19 protein-coding genes are annotated in these 17360 nt (G+C 41.2%); all 19 read left to right on the forward strand.

The window, feature by feature from the left end; genetic code table 11:
* Positions 1-7 precede the first annotated feature (7 nt).
* Complete coding sequence (gene ftsY / locus MHH54_RS07795) at positions 8-994, forward strand: signal recognition particle-docking protein FtsY (protein ID WP_003211188.1); 987 nt, start codon at positions 8-10, stop codon at positions 992-994.
* 142 nt (positions 995-1136) lie between these two features.
* On the forward strand, positions 1137-1469 hold the full coding sequence (locus MHH54_RS07800; protein WP_003210763.1) for a putative DNA-binding protein: 333 nt from the start codon (positions 1137-1139) through the stop codon (positions 1467-1469).
* 13 nt (positions 1470-1482) lie between these two features.
* Positions 1483-2823 carry a signal recognition particle protein gene (ffh, locus tag MHH54_RS07805; RefSeq protein WP_003211019.1) on the forward strand — a complete coding sequence of 447 codons (1341 nt, stop codon included), beginning with the start codon at positions 1483-1485 and terminating at the stop codon, positions 2821-2823.
* A 105-nt stretch (positions 2824-2928) separates the two neighbouring features.
* On the forward strand, positions 2929-3201 hold the full coding sequence (rpsP, locus tag MHH54_RS07810; RefSeq protein WP_003212139.1) for a 30S ribosomal protein S16: 273 nt from the start codon (positions 2929-2931) through the stop codon (positions 3199-3201).
* Positions 3201-3446, forward strand: coding sequence for a KH domain-containing protein (locus MHH54_RS07815; RefSeq protein WP_012009937.1), 246 nt, complete (start codon positions 3201-3203; stop codon positions 3444-3446). Before rpsP ends, MHH54_RS07815 begins: the two co-directional genes overlap by 1 nt.
* A gap of 103 nt (positions 3447-3549) precedes the next feature.
* Positions 3550-3936 (forward strand): YlqD family protein, encoded by a 387-nt coding sequence (locus MHH54_RS07820; RefSeq protein ID WP_003211186.1) that lies wholly within the window; start codon positions 3550-3552, stop codon positions 3934-3936.
* Positions 3937-3944: 8 nt separating this feature from the next.
* On the forward strand, positions 3945-4469 hold the full coding sequence (gene rimM, locus MHH54_RS07825) for a ribosome maturation factor RimM (RefSeq protein WP_003210936.1): 525 nt from the start codon (positions 3945-3947) through the stop codon (positions 4467-4469).
* Positions 4466-5200, forward strand: a complete 735-nt coding sequence (gene trmD / locus MHH54_RS07830) for a tRNA (guanosine(37)-N1)-methyltransferase TrmD (protein WP_003211682.1) — start codon at positions 4466-4468, stop codon at positions 5198-5200. The genes rimM and trmD overlap by 4 nt, the downstream gene beginning before the upstream one ends.
* A gap of 137 nt (positions 5201-5337) precedes the next feature.
* Positions 5338-5685: a 50S ribosomal protein L19 gene (gene rplS, locus MHH54_RS07835; protein ID WP_003212364.1), complete on the forward strand. Its 348-nt coding sequence runs from the start codon at positions 5338-5340 to the stop codon at positions 5683-5685.
* Between the two features lie 88 nt (positions 5686-5773).
* Entirely contained in the window at positions 5774-6622 is an 849-nt protein-coding gene (gene ylqF / locus MHH54_RS07840; RefSeq protein WP_050945052.1) for a ribosome biogenesis GTPase YlqF, read from the forward strand.
* 76 nt (positions 6623-6698) lie between these two features.
* The gene (locus tag MHH54_RS07845; protein ID WP_003210902.1) at positions 6699-7463 is read left to right on the forward strand and encodes a ribonuclease HII; all 765 of its coding nucleotides are present in this window, start codon (positions 6699-6701) and stop codon (positions 7461-7463) included.
* A 27-nt stretch (positions 7464-7490) separates the two neighbouring features.
* Positions 7491-9227 (forward strand): hypothetical protein, encoded by a 1737-nt coding sequence (locus MHH54_RS07850; RefSeq protein WP_003212009.1) that lies wholly within the window; start codon positions 7491-7493, stop codon positions 9225-9227.
* Positions 9224-9499, forward strand: a complete 276-nt coding sequence (locus MHH54_RS07855; RefSeq protein WP_003211418.1) for a FlhB-like flagellar biosynthesis protein — start codon at positions 9224-9226, stop codon at positions 9497-9499. The genes MHH54_RS07850 and MHH54_RS07855 overlap by 4 nt, the downstream gene beginning before the upstream one ends.
* Positions 9500-9675: 176 nt before the next feature.
* The gene (sucC, locus tag MHH54_RS07860; protein WP_003211841.1) at positions 9676-10836 is read left to right on the forward strand and encodes an ADP-forming succinate--CoA ligase subunit beta; all 1161 of its coding nucleotides are present in this window, start codon (positions 9676-9678) and stop codon (positions 10834-10836) included.
* 22 nt (positions 10837-10858) lie between these two features.
* Positions 10859-11761 carry a succinate--CoA ligase subunit alpha gene (sucD, locus tag MHH54_RS07865; RefSeq protein WP_003212080.1) on the forward strand — a complete coding sequence of 301 codons (903 nt, stop codon included), beginning with the start codon at positions 10859-10861 and terminating at the stop codon, positions 11759-11761.
* Between the two features lie 63 nt (positions 11762-11824).
* Positions 11825-12727, forward strand: coding sequence for a DNA-processing protein DprA (dprA, locus tag MHH54_RS07870; RefSeq protein WP_342500843.1), 903 nt, complete (start codon positions 11825-11827; stop codon positions 12725-12727).
* A gap of 193 nt (positions 12728-12920) precedes the next feature.
* Entirely contained in the window at positions 12921-14996 is a 2076-nt protein-coding gene (gene topA, locus MHH54_RS07875) for a type I DNA topoisomerase (RefSeq protein WP_003212237.1), read from the forward strand.
* Between the two features lie 70 nt (positions 14997-15066).
* A complete protein-coding gene (trmFO, locus tag MHH54_RS07880) occupies positions 15067-16371 on the forward strand; it encodes an FADH(2)-oxidizing methylenetetrahydrofolate--tRNA-(uracil(54)-C(5))-methyltransferase TrmFO (protein ID WP_003212444.1) in 1305 nt (434 codons plus the stop codon).
* Between the two features lie 62 nt (positions 16372-16433).
* Entirely contained in the window at positions 16434-17351 is a 918-nt protein-coding gene (gene xerC / locus MHH54_RS07885; protein WP_003211704.1) for a tyrosine recombinase XerC, read from the forward strand.
* Positions 17352-17360 lie beyond the last annotated feature (9 nt).

Raw genomic sequence — 17360 nt, forward strand, 5'->3', positions numbered from 1 at the left:
GAACCAAATGAGCTTTTTTAAGAAATTAAAAGAAAAATTTACGCAGCAAACCGATTCAGTATCAGAAAAGTTTAAGGATGGACTTGAAAAAACGAGAAACTCCTTTCAAGGAAGAGTAAATGAACTCATTTCACGCTACCGTAAAGTTGATGAAGACTTTTTTGAAGAATTAGAAGAAGTTCTGATCGGCGCGGATGTCGGTTTCACAACGGTGATGGAACTGATTGATGAGCTGAAAAAAGAAGTGAAACTAAGAAACATTCAAGACCCAAGTGAAGTACAATCGGTCATCTCTGAAAAACTGGTTGAAATCTACAATAGCGGAGAGGAACAAATCTCTGCGCTGAATATTGAAGACGGGCGATTAAATATCATTTTATTTGTCGGTGTCAATGGCGTTGGGAAAACAACGACGATCGGCAAACTTGCAAATAAGCTGAAAAATGATGGGAAATCCGTCATTTTGGCAGCAGGTGATACATTCCGTGCCGGTGCGATAGAGCAGCTTGAAGTATGGGGAGAGCGTTCAGGTGTCCCTGTTGTCAAACAGACGGCTGGCTCTGACCCAGCAGCGGTGATCTATGATGCCGTTCAATCAGCAAAAGCGAAAAATGCGGATGTCCTTATCTGTGATACAGCAGGAAGACTACAAAACAAAGTCAACTTGATGAAAGAACTGGAGAAGGTCAAGAGAGTCATTGAACGCGAGGTTCCAGATGCACCGCATGAAGTGCTGCTCGCTCTTGATGCAACAACGGGTCAAAATGCGATGGCACAAGCGAAAGAATTTTCTAAAGCGACGAATGTGACAGGAATTGCTTTAACAAAGCTTGACGGCACTGCAAAAGGCGGGATTGTCCTTGCAATTCGAAATGAGCTAAACATCCCCGTGAAGCTCGTCGGTTTAGGTGAAAAGGTAGACGATCTGCAAGAATTCGATGCAGAATCGTATGTGTATGGATTATTCTCAGACGTGATTGATCAAGAGGACTAACAAAAATGCCGGCAAAAATTGCTGGCATTTTTATTTATACGCCGCTTCATGCAGTGACAAGATAAAAACTTGACACACAGTAAAGAACCGTGTAAACTTAGTTGATGTAAAGGGAATGAACTTAACAAAGGGGAGAGAGCCCATGACGCTTGAAAAAACAACGAGAATGAACTACTTGTTTGACTTCTATCAATCGTTGTTAACCGCAAAGCAAAAGAGCTACATGTCGCTTTACTACCTAGACGATTTTTCCCTCGGTGAAATTGCGGATGAATATGAAGTATCAAGACAGGCTGTTTATGATAATATTAAACGGACTGAAGCGATGCTTGAACAATATGAAGAAAAGCTGCTCTTGTTTAAGAAATTTAAAGAGCGTAAAGAACTTCTCAAAAAAATGAGTGAGCTCGTAGCAGATTCCGCTCAGATGGAAGAAGCAGAAGCTTTAATTGAATCGCTTGAGAAATTAGATTAGGAGGCGGCACAGTATGGCATTTGAAGGATTAGCCGACCGACTGCAGCAGACGATTTCAAAAATCCGCGGCAAAGGAAAAGTGTCAGAACAAGATGTAAAAGAAATGATGCGCGAGGTACGCCTTGCCCTTCTTGAAGCTGACGTCAATTTTAAAGTAGTCAAAGACTTTGTGAAAAAAGTAAGTGAGCGGGCAGTTGGACAAGAGGTCATGAAAAGCCTTACCCCTGGACAACAGGTCATTAAAGTTGTAAAAGAAGAACTCACTGAATTAATGGGCGGAGAAGAGAGTAAAATCGCTGTAGCGAAAAAATCTCCGACCGTCATTATGATGGTTGGTCTTCAAGGGGCAGGTAAAACCACCACAACTGGGAAGCTTGCCAATTTACTTCGCAAAAAACATAATCGCCAGCCGATGATGGTGGCTGCAGATATTTACAGACCAGCAGCGATCCAGCAGCTTCAAACGCTGGGGAAACAGCTTGATATGCCTGTGTTTTCATTAGGTGATCAAGTCAGTCCTGTCGAGATTGCCAAACAGGCAATTGAAAAAGCGAAAGAAGAACACCATGATTATGTCATTTTAGATACAGCAGGACGCCTTCATATTGATGAAGAATTGATGGATGAACTTCAGAAAGTAAAAGAAGTAGCGAGTCCAGAAGAAATTTTCCTTGTTGTTGACTCTATGACAGGTCAAGATGCTGTTAATGTAGCGAAAAGCTTTAATGAACAGCTTGGTTTAACAGGTGTCGTTCTAACGAAACTAGACGGGGATACACGAGGCGGTGCAGCACTTTCCATTCGAGCTGTCACCAATACGCCGATTAAATTCGCCGCGCTAGGTGAAAAGCTTGACGCGATTGAACCATTCCACCCAGAACGGATGGCTTCAAGAATTCTTGGCATGGGAGATGTGCTTACACTGATTGAAAAAGCACAGGCAAACGTGGACCAAGATAAAGCGAAAGAGCTTGAACAAAAAATGCGGACCATGAGCTTTACACTCGATGATTTCCTCGAGCAGCTTGGCCAAGTTCGTAACATGGGTCCACTTGATGAATTGATCCAAATGATGCCGGGAGCCGGTAAAATGAAAGGGCTCAAAAACGTCCAAGTAGACGAAAAGCAGCTCAATCACATCGAAGCGATCATAAAATCAATGACGACCGAGGAAAAAGAACAGCCAGAGGTCATCAATGCAAGCCGAAGAAAACGGATTGCAAAAGGAAGCGGAACATCTGTACAGGAAGTCAATCGCCTTTTAAAGCAATTTGACGAAATGAAAAAGATGATGAAGCAAATGACCAACATGTCCAAAGGAAAGAAAAAAGGCTTTAAATTACCATTTATGTAATTGGTTATACATGATAAAACCGTTGTTAAGAAAAAACACTTTACAAACCCTTTTATCATTGTTAATATACTATCTTGTTGAAATATTTTCGGAGGTGCTAGTAAAATGGCAGTAAAAATTCGTTTAAAACGTATGGGATCAAAAAGATCTCCTTTCTATCGTATTGTAGTAGCAGATTCTCGTTCACCACGTGACGGTCGTTTCATCGAAACAGTTGGAACATACAATCCAGTGTTATCACCAGCTGAGGTGAAAATCAACGAAGAATTAGCTCTTAAATGGCTTCAAAATGGTGCGAAACCATCTGATACAGTTCGCAACCTTTTCTCAAGCCAAGGAATTCTTGAAAAATTTCATAATGCGAAAAACAGCAAATAATGAATGAGCTGTCCTTGGAAGAATTGATTGTATCCATCGTCGAGCCACTTGTTGATTTCCCTGAAGATATTCACGTATCTTCATTAGAAAAAGATGAGCAAGTGATTTACACACTGTCTGTCAATGCTGAAGATACCGGAAAGGTGATCGGAAAGCAGGGACGTACAGCGAAAGCGATACGAACAGTCATGTTTGCAGCAAGTGCAGAGTCTTCTAAGAAAGTTCAACTTGAGATTGCTGACTAAAAAGGGAGAGGGCTTAGGACCTCCCCTTTTTTTACACGTTTAAATCTATTTTTCGTTATAATGTAGAGGACAAATGCCTTCGGATAGGGGGACAAAAAGGAAGATGCAGATCATTCAACATGTCACCGTCATGCAAGTATTAACTGAAAGCAGTAAGGACAAACTGTTAACGACTTTTTTGGAGAAAAAAGAAAGACTAGAACGTGAATGCAATCAACTATATTTTCAACTGAAAAAACATGAAAAAGAACCACATCAGCAAGAAGCCATCCCTCAATTCCAAAAAGCCATCGATAAACGGCAGGAGAAAATCCAGCAAATTGACTTTCAAGTAGAGCAGCTGCATATTTTGCCGCTTGGAAGTGAAATGAAAGAGACAGAAGTGGATGCGCTGGTTGAAGTGAACATAGGTGATAAATGGGATGACAAGATGCAAGACAATGTCATCGTCGTGAAAGACGGCACCATTGTGGAAATACGTCAGGGGTGATTGAGAACATGGTACAAGAATGGTTGAATGTTGGAAAGATTGTCAATACACACGGAGTGCGCGGAGAAGTACGCGTCGTGTCAAAGACAGATTTCCCAGAAGAACGTTACAAAAAAGGAAGCGTCCTCTATATTTTTAAGCAAGGTCAAGGGGAGCCGCTAAAAGTCACTGTCGCATCACATAGGCAACACAAACAGTTTGATTTGCTCACATTTGAAGAAATTAGCTCATTAAATGAAGCAGAGCTATTGAAAGAATCAATCTTAAAAGTAGAAAAAGAACATCTCGGCTCTTTAGATGAAGGAGAGTTTTATTTCCACCAAATCATTGGCTGTGAAGTATACGATGAAGAGGATCAGCTTGTCGGCCAAATCAAAGAGATTTTAACACCAGGGGCAAATGATGTCTGGGTGGTCGGAAGAAAAGGCAAAAAAGATGCCCTAATTCCTTATATCCCATCTGTCGTCAAAAAGATCGATATCGCATCCAAAACCATACACATTGAAGTGATGGAAGGACTCATTGACGAATGAAAATCGACTTCTTAACACTTTTTCCTGAAATGTTCGAAGGTGTGCTCCACTCATCGATCTTAAAAAAGGCACAGGAGAAAGAAGCTGTCTCATTCAATGTTGTCAATTTTAGAGAGTATTCAGATCATAAGCACAAAACAGTAGATGATTACCCATATGGCGGCGGTGCTGGTATGGTACTGAAAGCACAGCCCGTATTCGATGCGGTAGAAGATTTAACGAAGAAAGCAAGCAAGAAGCCCCGAATTATTCTTGTCTGTCCTCAAGGAGAAAGATATACACAAAAGAAGGCAGAGGAACTTGCAAAAGAAGAACACCTTATGTTCATTTGCGGCCATTATGAAGGCTACGATGAGCGCATCAGGGAGCATCTTGTCACAGATGAAATCTCAATCGGAGATTTCGTTCTCACAGGCGGAGAGCTGCCAGCGATGATGATTGCAGACAGTGTGGTCAGGCTTTTGCCTCATGTGCTTGGAAAAGAAGCGTCTCACATTGAAGATTCATTTAGTACAGGTTTGCTAGAGCATCCTCACTATACAAGGCCAGCCGATTATAAAGGACTAAAAGTGCCGGAAGTGCTCCTCTCTGGAAATCATGCCAAAATTGAAGAGTGGCGGCGCAAAGAATCCTTGAAGCGAACCTATACAAGAAGGCCAGATTTGATCGATTCATGCAAAACGTTAACAGATGAAGAAAAAAGATGGCTTTGGCAGCTTCATAATGACTAGATTGTATTGCACACTGCATAGAGGTATGGTATGATACTACTTGTGACTTGGACGGCTTGCCGATTCAAGTTTGAAAACGATGTTCCGCTGCAATGAAGAAAGAGGACATGAGCATCTGTTGGAAGGAGTTGAAAACGATGCAACATTTGATTGAAGAAATCACAAAAGAACAATTACGCACTGATCTTCCTGCGTTCCGTCCTGGTGACACTTTACGTGTACACGTTAAAGTTGTCGAGGGTACTCGTGAGCGTATCCAGATCTTTGAAGGTGTTGTAATTAAGCGTCGTGGTGGTGGAATCAGCGAAACTTTCACAGTTCGTAAGATTTCTTACGGTGTAGGCGTTGAGCGTACATTCCCTGTACACACACCAAAAATCGCTAACATCGAAGTTGTACGTCACGGTAAGGTACGTCGTGCGAAACTTTACTACCTACGTGAACTTCGCGGTAAAGCGGCTCGTATCAAAGAAATCAGACGATAATGATATCAAAGGAAAGAGCTTGTTACCTGTAACAGGCTCTTTTTTTGTACGATGTATAGAGATAATCGATAGAAGAGAAGGTGCACATATGACGATTCAATGGTTTCCAGGCCATATGGCAAAAGCAAGACGTGAAGTCACAGAAAAATTAAAGCTCATCGACATCGTATTTGAATTAACTGATGCTAGAATTCCGATGTCCTCTAGAAACCCAATGATCGAAGAAATCCTTCAGAATAAACCCAAAATCATGCTATTAAACAAAGCAGATAAAGCGGATCCTCGTGTGACAAAGGAGTGGCAGGCGCACTTTGAGCAGCAAGGCGTTCGGTCACTTGCTATTAACTCTGTCGATGGACAAGGGTTAAATCAGATCATCACAACTTCAAAAGAAATCTTAAAAGAAAAATTCGACCGCATGAAAGCAAAAGGTGTTAAACCACGTGCAATCCGGGCGCTGATTATCGGGATTCCCAACGTCGGGAAATCGACCTTAATCAATCGTTTAGCGAAAAAGAACATTGCCAAAACAGGAGACCGTCCTGGTATTACCACCTCACAGCAATGGGTGAAGGTAGGGAAAGAATTGGAACTGCTCGATACACCTGGAATCCTCTGGCCGAAGTTTGAAGATGAGAAAGTAGGACTTAGGCTAGCGGTAACTGGAGCGATCAAAGATTCTATCATCAACTTACAGGATGTCGCTGTATATGGACTTCGCTTTCTAGAAGAAAACTATCCAGAGAGATTAAAAAAACGCTATGACCTAACGGAGATCCCTGAAGATACGGCTGAGCTGTTTGATGCAATAGGTACAAAGCGCGGCTGTCTCATGAGCGGTGGATTGATTAATTACGACAAAACCACCGAAATCATTATTCGGGATATTCGAACAGAAAAATTTGGTCCCCTCACTTTTGAGAAGCCTGAAAGCTAAAAGACACGCAGCTCATGCGGGTCTTTATTTTTTGCGGAAAACTGCCGATATAAAGAAGGAGGCTGACGAAAAGCCTATGTACACAGTGAAACAAATAAAAGAACTGATAGAAAAGCATTCGCAAGACGAGTCATACATTCATGAGCTTGTAAAAGATGATAAGAGAAAAAGTGTCCAAAAACTGATAGAGAAGTGGCACAAAGAGAGAGAAAAGCAGCAGCAACTTCATGTAGCATGGAATGAGATGCTGCAATTTGAAAACAATGCTAAGGCGCAGGGATACACATGTATTGCTGGAATAGATGAAGCAGGAAGAGGACCGCTGGCAGGCCCCGTTGTAGCAGCAGCTGTCATATTAAAGGAAGATACAGTCCTGCTCGGTTTAAACGACTCAAAGCAATTATCTGAGAAAAAAAGATTGGCATATTATGACCTGATCCAAAAAGAAGCACTTGATATCGGTATCGGCATTGTTGATGCGGCTACGATTGATGAAATCAATATTTACGAGGCATCAAGACTGGCGATGGTGAGAGCGGTGGAGCAGTTAACTCATACACCTGATTATCTACTCATAGATGCCATGACGCTCCCACTTCCTATTCACCAGGAGAATATCATCAAAGGAGATGCAAAAAGTGCATCCATCGCAGCAGGTGCATGTATTGCAAAGGTGACAAGAGATCAGATGATGGAAGAATACGGGCGTAAGTACCCTGAGTATCAATTTGAAAAACATAAAGGGTACGGAACAAAAGAGCATTTGGCTGCCATTCAAACACATGGAGCTGCCCCAATCCATCGATTATCGTTTGCACCAGTGAAATCCGTTATCTCATAAATTTTTGACCTAAGGAGGCTGCCTGTGATGACAAGAGTTGAGGACATACATACAGCACTGAATAGCCGGTTAAGTGCGGCAGAATCTGTGCCATTAAACACCGAAGGAAAGGAAAATGTGCATCGGCTGATTCTCGGTAAAGTACTGAAAATGCTTGGAGATGATACAGCCCTTGTTCAAATAGGCTCAACAAAAATAAAAGCACAGCTAGCGGCTCAGCTTAAAGCAGACGCATTTTATTGGTTCCAATTTGAACAAGAGGGTGGAGACAGCCTCAATAAACTAAGGCCAGTCCAGCAATTTGATCAAGATCCTAAGACATTAAAGGATGCCGCTGCCAAACTATTAGAAGGTCTCTCTCTGAAAAGCGGACTTGAAAACATTCTAACAGCCACAGCTTTTTTAAAAGAAAAATCGGTTATCAACGAAACAGAGTTAAAAACGGCAGTGAAGTGGATCGAACAGCTTCAAGGAGCTGATGTGAAAAAAGGTCTCCAGGCACTTCTATTTGCTTTAAAGAAAGACTTGCCGATCCAGGAAGGAGTGCTTCAATCCATTTTAGCTGTGAAATCATCCTCTGCTCTTCATCAGGATATGACAGCGCTGCTAGAACGCTTAACACAGCTCCCGAAGCACTCAGACGCCACACAGGCGCTTACACAAGCCGTTCGATCAGTCATAGATGCTGAGACGTCTGTCCATGCAGAAAAGCTCTTATCGGTCCTTCTAGCAGCGAGAGAAGGGGCGACGAAGCAAGGAGGAAGTCTGCCTGTAACGCCTCAGCCCAATCTGACTCAACCAAAAGAAAATAGCCAAACTCCAATCGCTCAAGAGCGTCAGACGACCCAAGTTCTTCAATCTAACGTGCAGCAATCAATAAGCCCAAAAGAGCTGCAAATCCCGCCTCAGCAAATTGAGCGGATACTTACAAGTTTAATAAAACAAGGCGCAGATGGGCAGCAAGAGCCTAGCTTAAAACAGCTCACATCATTGCTGCAAGGGCTTCAGCAGGCTGGATCTCAGCCTGACGCAAAAGCATCTGTGCTTCAAAAAGAATTTCCGTTCCTGTCAAAAACAGAGGCAAAAGCATTGGCTCAGGTGGTGCAGCAGACGGAACCCGCATTAAGCAATAAAACCGATGTGCTCGATTTACTCATGACGATGAAAAAGGCAATAGGTGTACGTGACGAAATCGGTATGCTGAAACTACTCGAAAAAGGCAACCAGGATGTAAAAAATCAGGAGCTTCACCAATTAAAGCTCGTCTTAAATGATGTGAGACAGTCCGATTTACCAGAGCCCGTAAAAAAAGAAGTCGATCAATTGTTTCATAGATTGAACGGGCAGTTATTTGTGCAGCAAGAGAACCAAACCATCAGCCAAATGATGGTCTCTTATCCGCTCTTTTCAAAACATAGTGTTCAAGACTTAACCTTTATTCTAAAAGGACATAAGAAAAAAGATGGCTCTATTGATATTTCTCAGTGTCGCCTTATGTTTTACTTAAACATGGAAAACCTCGAAGAAACATTAATCGACTGTACGATTCAGCAAAAGGTCATGTCAATTACAGTTGAAACCGGTCATGAACTTCAAGGAACCATTAATCCAATGATTCCAGCAGTTCGGGAGAATTTAAATGCCTTGGGATACAGCCTTACGGGAATTACAGCAAAGAAGAGACAAGAGCCAGTAGATCCGTCTCACTTTCTAGATGAACACTTTCATAAAATCAGCGAGAAAGGGCTGGACTTACGAGTATGAAGGATTCAAAACCGCTTAGAAGGGCGGTCGCTCTACATTATGATGAAGAAAAACAAAAGGCGCCAAAAGTCGTTGCAACAGGGAGCGGCTATGTAGCAGACCATATTATTGAAGAAGCAAAAAAGTCGGGAGTTCCTATCCAAGAAGACCGTAATTTAGTCGAACTCATGCGCCACTTAACGCTGGATGAGGAGATCCCTGAAGCGTTATACGATACTGTAGCAGAAATATTTTCGTTTATCTATAGGTTAGATCAAAAAATGAAAAAATAAGGTAAAATAAGTGTTTTGAATGAAAAATTTATATTTTTAATAAAATAAAAGTTTGAATGTTTAGAAGGATTTTACGATTTTACATAGAACCCTAGACATTCTCTTTTTTATTCTTTAAAATGAAAGCGCAGTCTATTTTATAATTTTTGTTTCTACATATGTTGGGAGGATGGGAAATGAATATCCATGAGTACCAAGGAAAAGAAATCCTAAGAAAATATGGGGTTTCAGTTCCAAATGGTAAAGTAGCATTTACACCTGATGAAGCAGTGAAAGCATCAGAAGAGCTAGAAAGCTCTGTATATGTCGTAAAAGCACAGATTCATGCAGGCGGCCGTGGTAAAGCAGGCGGGGTAAAAATTGCAAAAACAAAAGATGAAGTGAAAGGGTTTGCAGAGGAATTGCTCGGCAAAACACTTGTCACACATCAAACTGGGCCTGAGGGGCGCGAAATAAAACGCTTACTTATTGAAGAAGGCTGCGATATTCAAAAGGAGTACTACGTTGGACTTGTTTTGGACAGAGCGACATCAAGAATTGTATTGATGGCTTCTGAAGAAGGCGGTACTGAAATTGAAGAAGTAGCAGAAAAAACGCCAGAAAAAATCGTCAAAGTGGTCATTGACCCAGCGATTGGATTGCAAGGCTATCAGGCGAGAGAAGTAGCGTTTAAAATTAATATTCCAACAAAATTAGTTGGCCAAGCTGTTAAGTTTATGACAAGTCTTTACAATGCGTTCGTTGAAAAAGATTGTTCAATTGCTGAGATTAATCCACTTGTTGTAACAGGCGATGGAAAAGTCATGGCACTTGATGCGAAATTAAACTTTGATAGCAATGCCTTATATAGACAAAAAGATATATTAGAATACCGTGACCTTGATGAAGAGGATCCAAAAGAAATTGAAGCATCTAAATATGATCTAAGCTACATTTCTCTAGATGGAAATATTGGCTGTATGGTCAATGGTGCAGGTCTTGCGATGTCTACAATGGATATCATCAAGCATTACGGCGGGGACCCTGCAAACTTCCTGGATGTTGGCGGCGGTGCAACAGCTGAAAAAGTAACGGAAGCATTTAAAATCATCTTATCTGATCAAAATGTAAAAGGGATTTTCGTGAACATTTTTGGCGGCATCATGAAATGTGATGTCATTGCAGAAGGTGTCGTTGAAGCGACGAAACAAGTCGGCTTAACATTACCACTCGTTGTACGTCTTGAAGGAACAAACGTTGAATTAGGGAAGAAAATCCTGAGCGATTCAGGCTTAAATATCACTTCTGCTGAGTCTATGGCTGACGGGGCAGAAAAGATTGTATCTTTAGTCAAGTAGAGCAGAAAGGCAGGGAACCTAAATGAGTGTATTTATTAATAAAAATACGAGAGTAATTGTTCAGGGGATTACCGGTTCAACCGCATTGTTCCATACAAAACAAATGATTGAGTACGGAACAAATATTGTTGGCGGTGTCACACCTGGAAAAGGTGGAACTGAAGTAGAAGGAGTTCCTGTATTTAATACAGTATCTGAAGCTGTTCAAACAACTGGAGCAAATGCTTCTGTTATCTATGTACCAGCACCATTTGCAGCAGATGCCATTTTAGAGGCTGTTGATGCAGAAGTCGATCTAGTCATTTGTATTACAGAACATATTCCAGTACTTGACATGGTCAAAGTAAAACGGTATATGGAAGGGAAAAAGACAAGACTTGTTGGCCCTAACTGCCCAGGTGTCATTACACCTGAAGAATGTAAGATTGGGATCATGCCAGGCTACATTCATAAAAAAGGTCATGTGGGGGTTGTTTCTCGTTCTGGAACGCTTACATATGAAGCGGTACATCAGCTTTCAGAAGCTGGCGTTGGTCAATCGACAGCTGTAGGAATCGGCGGAGACCCTGTCAATGGGACAAACTTTATTGATGTATTAAAAGCATTCAATGAAGACCCTGATACACATGCTGTCATTATGATCGGTGAAATTGGCGGTACGGCTGAAGAAGAAGCAGCTGAATGGGTAAAAGCAAATATGACAAAGCCAGTTGTTGGCTTTATTGGCGGTAAAACGGCGCCTCCAGGAAAACGCATGGGACATGCTGGTGCCATTATTTCTGGTGGTAAAGGAACAGCTGATGAAAAAGTAAAAACAATGCGTGAATGTGGAATTGAAGTGGCAGAGACACCATCTGTCATGGGAGAAACTTTGATTAAAGTACTAAAAGAGAAGAATCTCTTTGAAGCTTGTAAAACGCATTAATGACACAAGAAGACTTGTTCTTTGACAAGTCTTCTTCTTTCTATCTTAAACAGGAGGAATGGTATGTACAACGTGTCCGAAAGAATGATTTTTCACCGCTTAAAAGGCCTCATCTCACCCTCTTTGTTAACAAAATGGTGGAAAGTCGATCCTGAGCTATATATAAATGAAGAAACACATCATTTCAAACAGGATCGATCATTACAAACAATCGACTTTACCCGCTTAAAACAAGCCGAAGAAAAAGAATTCCCCATTTTTCAACACATCGTTCAAGCCTATTTAAAGCAAAACATTCACATGATTCCCATCACATCACCCTTATATCCCAGCACACTAAAACATATTTATGATCCTCCCCCTGTGTTATTCCTAAAAGGAAACATATCGTATTTAAATGAAGAAAAAAGTTTAGGTGTAGTAGGCACACGAGTTCCATCGTCTTATGGAGAAGCATGTGTGAAGAAAATTGTTGGTGATCTTGTAAAGGAAGAGTGGACGATTGTCAGTGGCTTAGCAAAAGGCCTTGATGGACTTGCACATAAAGAGTGCATTAGGAATAAAGGGAAAACGATCGGTATTATAGCAGGCGGATTTCAGCACTTATACCCAAAAGAACATGTGCAAATGGCTGAATACATGGGCGAGCATCATTTGCTTTTATCCGAGCATCCGCCTTACGTCAAACCAGAAAAGTGGCATTTCCCCATGAGGAATCGTTTAATTAGTGCGCTCACAAGTGGAACCATCGTGATTCAGTGCAAAGAAAAGAGCGGTTCACTCATTACCGCGTATCAAGCACTTGAGCAAGGCAAAGAGGTATTTGCGGTTGCAGGATCAATCTTTGATCCTAATTCCACAGGTCCAGCCAGACTTATACAGCAGGGAGCAAAGCTTGTTCATTCAACGAAGGATATTTTAGAGGAATTCTCCTTCCGCAGCGTTCAATATACTGAACTCTCATAAAAATATCGTTTGACAAAAGACATAGGAATATTTAATAATAGTGAGGATTTAAGTTTACACTTTGTTTTTCGTGTTTATAATGATGTTCATCATAAAGAATTTTTCATGATTGCCTGTTAGATAGGTGCAATTAACATAAATATGAATTGTGAAATGTATAAAGAGAGAACACCTCTTAAGGGGGATTTTGAGTATGGCTGATTATTTAGTCATCGTTGAGTCGCCAGCCAAGGCGAAAACGATTGAGCGTTATTTAGGTAAAAAGTATAAAGTAAAGGCTTCAATGGGGCACATAAGAGATTTACCGAAAAGTCAGCTTGGTGTTGACACTGAGCATGACTTCGAACCGAGGTATATTACAATTCGCGGGAAAGGCCCCGTATTAAAAGAATTAAAAACAGCTGCGAAAAAAGTAAAGAAAGTCTATCTCGCAGCTGACCCCGATAGAGAGGGAGAAGCGATTGCTTGGCATTTAGCGCATAGTCTTGACCTTGACCTCTCTTCTGACTGCCGCGTTGTCTTTAACGAGATTACAAAAGATGCTATTAAAGATTCCTTTAAGCATCCACGCATGATCAATATGGATTTAGTTGATGCACAGCAGGCAAGACGGATCTTAGATCGTCTCGTTGGGTATAAAATTAGTCCGATTTTATGGAAGAAAGTGAAAAAGGGCTTAAGTGCTGGTCGTGTTCAATCAGTTGCACTCCGCCTGATTATTGATCGCGAGAATGAAATTAATGAATTTAAACCAGAAGAATACTGGACAATTGACGGTACATTCCTAAAAGGAAAAGAAAGCTTCGAAGCGAGCTTCTTTGGCGTCAATGGCAAAAAGCATCCACTGAAAACAAAAGAAGATGTAAAAGAAATCCTTTCGAAACTAAAAGGGAGCAAATTCTCTGTAGAGAAAGTGACGAAAAAAGAGCGTAAACGCAACCCAGCTGTTCCGTTTACAACATCTACTTTACAGCAGGAAGCTGCGAGAAAATTAAACTTCCGTGCGAAAAAGACGATGATGATTGCACAGCAATTATATGAAGGAATTGATCTTGGTAAAGAAGGTACAGTCGGACTCATTACATACATGAGAACGGACTCAACACGTATTTCCAATACGGCGATTGAAGAAGTATCTGCTTTCATTGATCAGACGTACGGTAAGAATTTCTTAAATACAACAAAACGAACCGCTAAAAAGAATGAAAATGCACAAGATGCTCACGAAGCCATCAGACCGACATCTACGCTAAGAAAACCAGCAGATGTCAAACATGTTTTAAGCCGAGATCAACTTCGTCTGTATAAATTGATTTGGGAACGATTCGTCGCAAGCCAAATGGCGCCGGCTGTTCTTGATACAATGAGTGTGGACCTTGATAATAACGGGCTTACATTCCGTGCTAACGGAAGCAAAGTGAAATTCCCTGGATTCATGAAGGTATATGTAGAAGGAAAAGACGACCAGCTAGAAGAAAAGGACAAAATGCTGCCTGATCTTAAAGAAGGTGATACGGTTCTTTCAAAAGATATCGAACCTGAACAGCACTTCACGCAGCCGCCTCCGCGCTACACTGAGGCAAGACTTGTCAAAACGCTTGAAGAGCTAGGTATAGGCCGTCCGTCTACGTATGCACCAACATTAGATACGATTCAAAAGCGTGGCTATGTCGCACTTGATAATAAACGGTTTATCCCAACAGAGCTTGGGGAAATCGTTCTCAACTTAATCATTGAATTCTTCCCTGAAATCATTAACGTGGAATTCACAGCGAAAATGGAAAAAGAACTTGATAGCGTTGAAGAAGGTACGATCGAATGGGTTCGTATTATCGACAGCTTCTATCAAGACTTTGCAAAACGGGTCGAAAAAGCAGAAGCAGAAATGCAAGAAGTTGAGATTGAGCCTGAATACGCCGGAGTTGACTGTGAAGAGTGCGGACATCCGATGGTGTACAAAATGGGTCGATACGGTAAGTTCATGGCTTGCTCTAACTTTCCTGACTGCCGTAACACAAAACCAATTGTGAAAGATATTGGTGTGAAATGCCCGACATGTCATGAAGGAAACATTGTTGAACGAAAATCTAAGAAGCGCCGCATTTTTTATGGCTGTGATCGTTTTCCAGAGTGTGAATTCGTCTCTTGGGACAAACCGATTGAAAGAAAGTGTCCAAAATGCGAAAATATGCTTGTAGAGAAAAAGCTGAAAAAAGGCATGCAAGTTCAATGTGTGAACTGTGATTATAAAGAGGAACAACAAAAATAGCGGTGAGCAGCCTTGTTCACCTGCTTTTTTATGTCATCAAACAGAACTTACGAAATAGGAGAGTTGTACAATGAGTCAATTTGTAAATGTGATCGGAGCAGGTTTAGCTGGAAGTGAAGCGGCATGGCAAATTGCTAAACGCGGAATTAAAGTCAACTTGTATGAAATGAGACCTGTCAAACAAACGCCAGCTCACCACACAGATAAATTTGCAGAGCTTGTATGCAGCAATTCACTGCGTGCCAACGCTTTGACAAATGCGGTCGGTGTATTAAAGGAAGAAATGCGTCATTTAGATTCAGCGATTATCGCAGCTGCAGATGAAAGCTCAGTTCCTGCTGGCGGAGCGCTTGCAGTAGATCGTCATGAATTTGCAGCAAACGTTACTGATCGCGTAAAAAATCACCCGAATGTGACAGTTTTTCAAGAAGAAGTGCAAAGCATTCCAGAAGGTCCAACAATTATTGCGACAGGCCCGCTTACATCTGAAGCACTTTCAAAAGAATTAAAATCGTTAACTGGTGAAGAATATCTGTACTTCTACGATGCAGCGGCACCTATCCTAGAAAAAGATAGCATTGATATGGATAAGGTGTACTTGAAATCACGTTATGACAAAGGAGAAGCTGCTTATTTAAACTGTCCAATGACAGAAGAAGAATTCGATCGTTTTTACGACGCGCTTATTTCTGCTGAAACTGTGCCATTAAAAGAGTTCGAAAAAGAAATCTTCTTTGAAGGCTGTATGCCAATTGAAGTCATGGCGAAAAGAGGAAAGAAAACGATGTTGTTTGGTCCGATGAAGCCAGTAGGACTTGAAGATCCGAAAACAGGAAAAAGACCTTATGCTGTTGTTCAATTAAGACAAGATGATGCAGCAGGCACTTTATATAACATCGTCGGCTTCCAGACACATCTGAAGTGGGGCGACCAAAAGGAAGTATTCCGCTTGATTCCAGGTCTTGAAGAAGCAGAGATTGTTCGTTATGGCGTGATGCACCGCAATACATTCATTAACTCACCAAGTCTTTTAAAACCAACGTATCAGTTTAAAAATAGAGAAGATCTATTCTTTGCTGGACAAATGACAGGCGTTGAAGGCTATGTCGAGTCCGCAGCTTCCGGACTAGTGGCTGGAATTAACGCCGCTCGTTTTGTCAAAGGAGAAGAGCTTGTGACACTTCCGGAGGAAACAGCGATCGGCAGCATGGCTTATTACATCACATCGACAAACAAGAAAAGCTTCCAGCCAATGAATGCGAATTTTGGTTTGTTGAAAGATCTTGGTGTTCGCATTAAAAACAAACAAGAGCGTTATGCGGAGTACGCTAAGCGCGCAATCGAAACTATTCAAACTATTTCGAAATCTCTGTAGTAAATCATTGCACGGAAAGCAAGATATGTGATACCATTTAAAAGCCTTAAAGAGGTGTAAAAATGACGAATAAACAGCGTCTTGTCCACTTATTCATTGAATATCTGCAAATTGAAAAAAACTATTCTGCTTTAACCATCTCAGGATATACAGAAGCGATTGAAGAGTTTGTCAGATTTATGAACGTTCAAGGAATAGACGGTTTTGAAGAGGTATCCTATCAAGATACGAGAATTTATTTAACAGAAGCTTATGAAAAAGGCCTGACAAGAAGAACGATTAGTAAGAAAGTCTCTGCGCTTCGCAGCTTTTATAAATTTCTATTAAGAGAACAGCTTGTGAAAGAAAATCCTTTTTTACTCGTTAGCTTACCAAAGCAGGATAAGCGAATTCCTTCATTTTTGTATGAAGAGGAACTGAAAGAGCTTTTTACAGTTTCTGATGTCAGCACACCGCTTGGGCAAAGAAACCAAGCGATTTTAGAACTTCTTTATGCAACAGGTATGAGGGTCAGTGAGTTATGTTCATTAAAAGAATCTGATCTTGATTTATCGATGGATACAGTGCTTGTTCATGGAAAAGGCAGCAAGCAGCGGTATGTTCCTTTTGGTTCATATGCTCATGAAGCGCTCATCACTTATTTAGAGGATGGAAGGCTAAAGCTGAAAGCGAAGGGGAATGATCGTGCTGATGCATATGTGTTTTTGAATCAGCGCGGGGCGCCTCTTACAGACAGAGGCGTTCGATTCATTCTCACTGAACTAATGAAAAAGGCGTCAGGCACATTACATATCCATCCTCACATGTTAAGGCACACCTTTGCCACACACCTCTTAAATGAGGGGGCAGATTTGAGAAGTGTTCAAGAACTTCTTGGTCATTCGAATTTATCATCAACTCAGGTGTACACGCATGTATCAAAAGATTCTTTAAGGAAAACATACATGTCTCATCACCCAAGGGCTTTTAAACGATCCTAAAAGGAGGTT

Origin of the sequence: Bacillus sp. FSL K6-4563, from assembly GCF_038630405.1 — a bacterium.
Classification (GTDB): domain Bacteria; phylum Bacillota; class Bacilli; order Bacillales; family Bacillaceae; genus Bacillus; species Bacillus pumilus.

Excerpts from the sequence above, each read along its gene's own strand:
- rpsP (WP_003212139.1), top strand. The coding sequence starts at position 2,929 with ATGGCAGTAAAAATTCGTTTAAAACGTATGGGATCAAAAAGATCTCCT.
- MHH54_RS07815 (WP_012009937.1), top strand. The coding sequence starts at position 3,201 with ATGAATGAGCTGTCCTTGGAAGAATTGATTGTATCCATCGTCGAGCCA.
- sucD (WP_003212080.1), top strand. The coding sequence starts at position 10,859 with ATGAGTGTATTTATTAATAAAAATACGAGAGTAATTGTTCAGGGGATT.
- MHH54_RS07845 (WP_003210902.1), top strand. The coding sequence starts at position 6,699 with ATGTACACAGTGAAACAAATAAAAGAACTGATAGAAAAGCATTCGCAA.
- MHH54_RS07800 (WP_003210763.1), top strand. The coding sequence starts at position 1,137 with ATGACGCTTGAAAAAACAACGAGAATGAACTACTTGTTTGACTTCTAT.
- trmFO (WP_003212444.1), top strand. The coding sequence starts at position 15,067 with ATGAGTCAATTTGTAAATGTGATCGGAGCAGGTTTAGCTGGAAGTGAA.
- rimM (WP_003210936.1), top strand. The coding sequence starts at position 3,945 with ATGGTACAAGAATGGTTGAATGTTGGAAAGATTGTCAATACACACGGA.
- xerC (WP_003211704.1), top strand. The coding sequence starts at position 16,434 with ATGACGAATAAACAGCGTCTTGTCCACTTATTCATTGAATATCTGCAA.
- MHH54_RS07850 (WP_003212009.1), top strand. The coding sequence starts at position 7,491 with ATGACAAGAGTTGAGGACATACATACAGCACTGAATAGCCGGTTAAGT.
- sucC (WP_003211841.1), top strand. The coding sequence starts at position 9,676 with ATGAATATCCATGAGTACCAAGGAAAAGAAATCCTAAGAAAATATGGG.
- ftsY (WP_003211188.1), top strand. The coding sequence starts at position 8 with ATGAGCTTTTTTAAGAAATTAAAAGAAAAATTTACGCAGCAAACCGAT.
- dprA (WP_342500843.1), top strand. The coding sequence starts at position 11,825 with ATGTACAACGTGTCCGAAAGAATGATTTTTCACCGCTTAAAAGGCCTC.
- ffh (WP_003211019.1), top strand. The coding sequence starts at position 1,483 with ATGGCATTTGAAGGATTAGCCGACCGACTGCAGCAGACGATTTCAAAA.
- trmD (WP_003211682.1), top strand. The coding sequence starts at position 4,466 with ATGAAAATCGACTTCTTAACACTTTTTCCTGAAATGTTCGAAGGTGTG.
- MHH54_RS07855 (WP_003211418.1), top strand. The coding sequence starts at position 9,224 with ATGAAGGATTCAAAACCGCTTAGAAGGGCGGTCGCTCTACATTATGAT.
- MHH54_RS07820 (WP_003211186.1), top strand. The coding sequence starts at position 3,550 with ATGCAGATCATTCAACATGTCACCGTCATGCAAGTATTAACTGAAAGC.
- topA (WP_003212237.1), top strand. The coding sequence starts at position 12,921 with ATGGCTGATTATTTAGTCATCGTTGAGTCGCCAGCCAAGGCGAAAACG.
- ylqF (WP_050945052.1), top strand. The coding sequence starts at position 5,774 with ATGACGATTCAATGGTTTCCAGGCCATATGGCAAAAGCAAGACGTGAA.
- rplS (WP_003212364.1), top strand. The coding sequence starts at position 5,338 with ATGCAACATTTGATTGAAGAAATCACAAAAGAACAATTACGCACTGAT.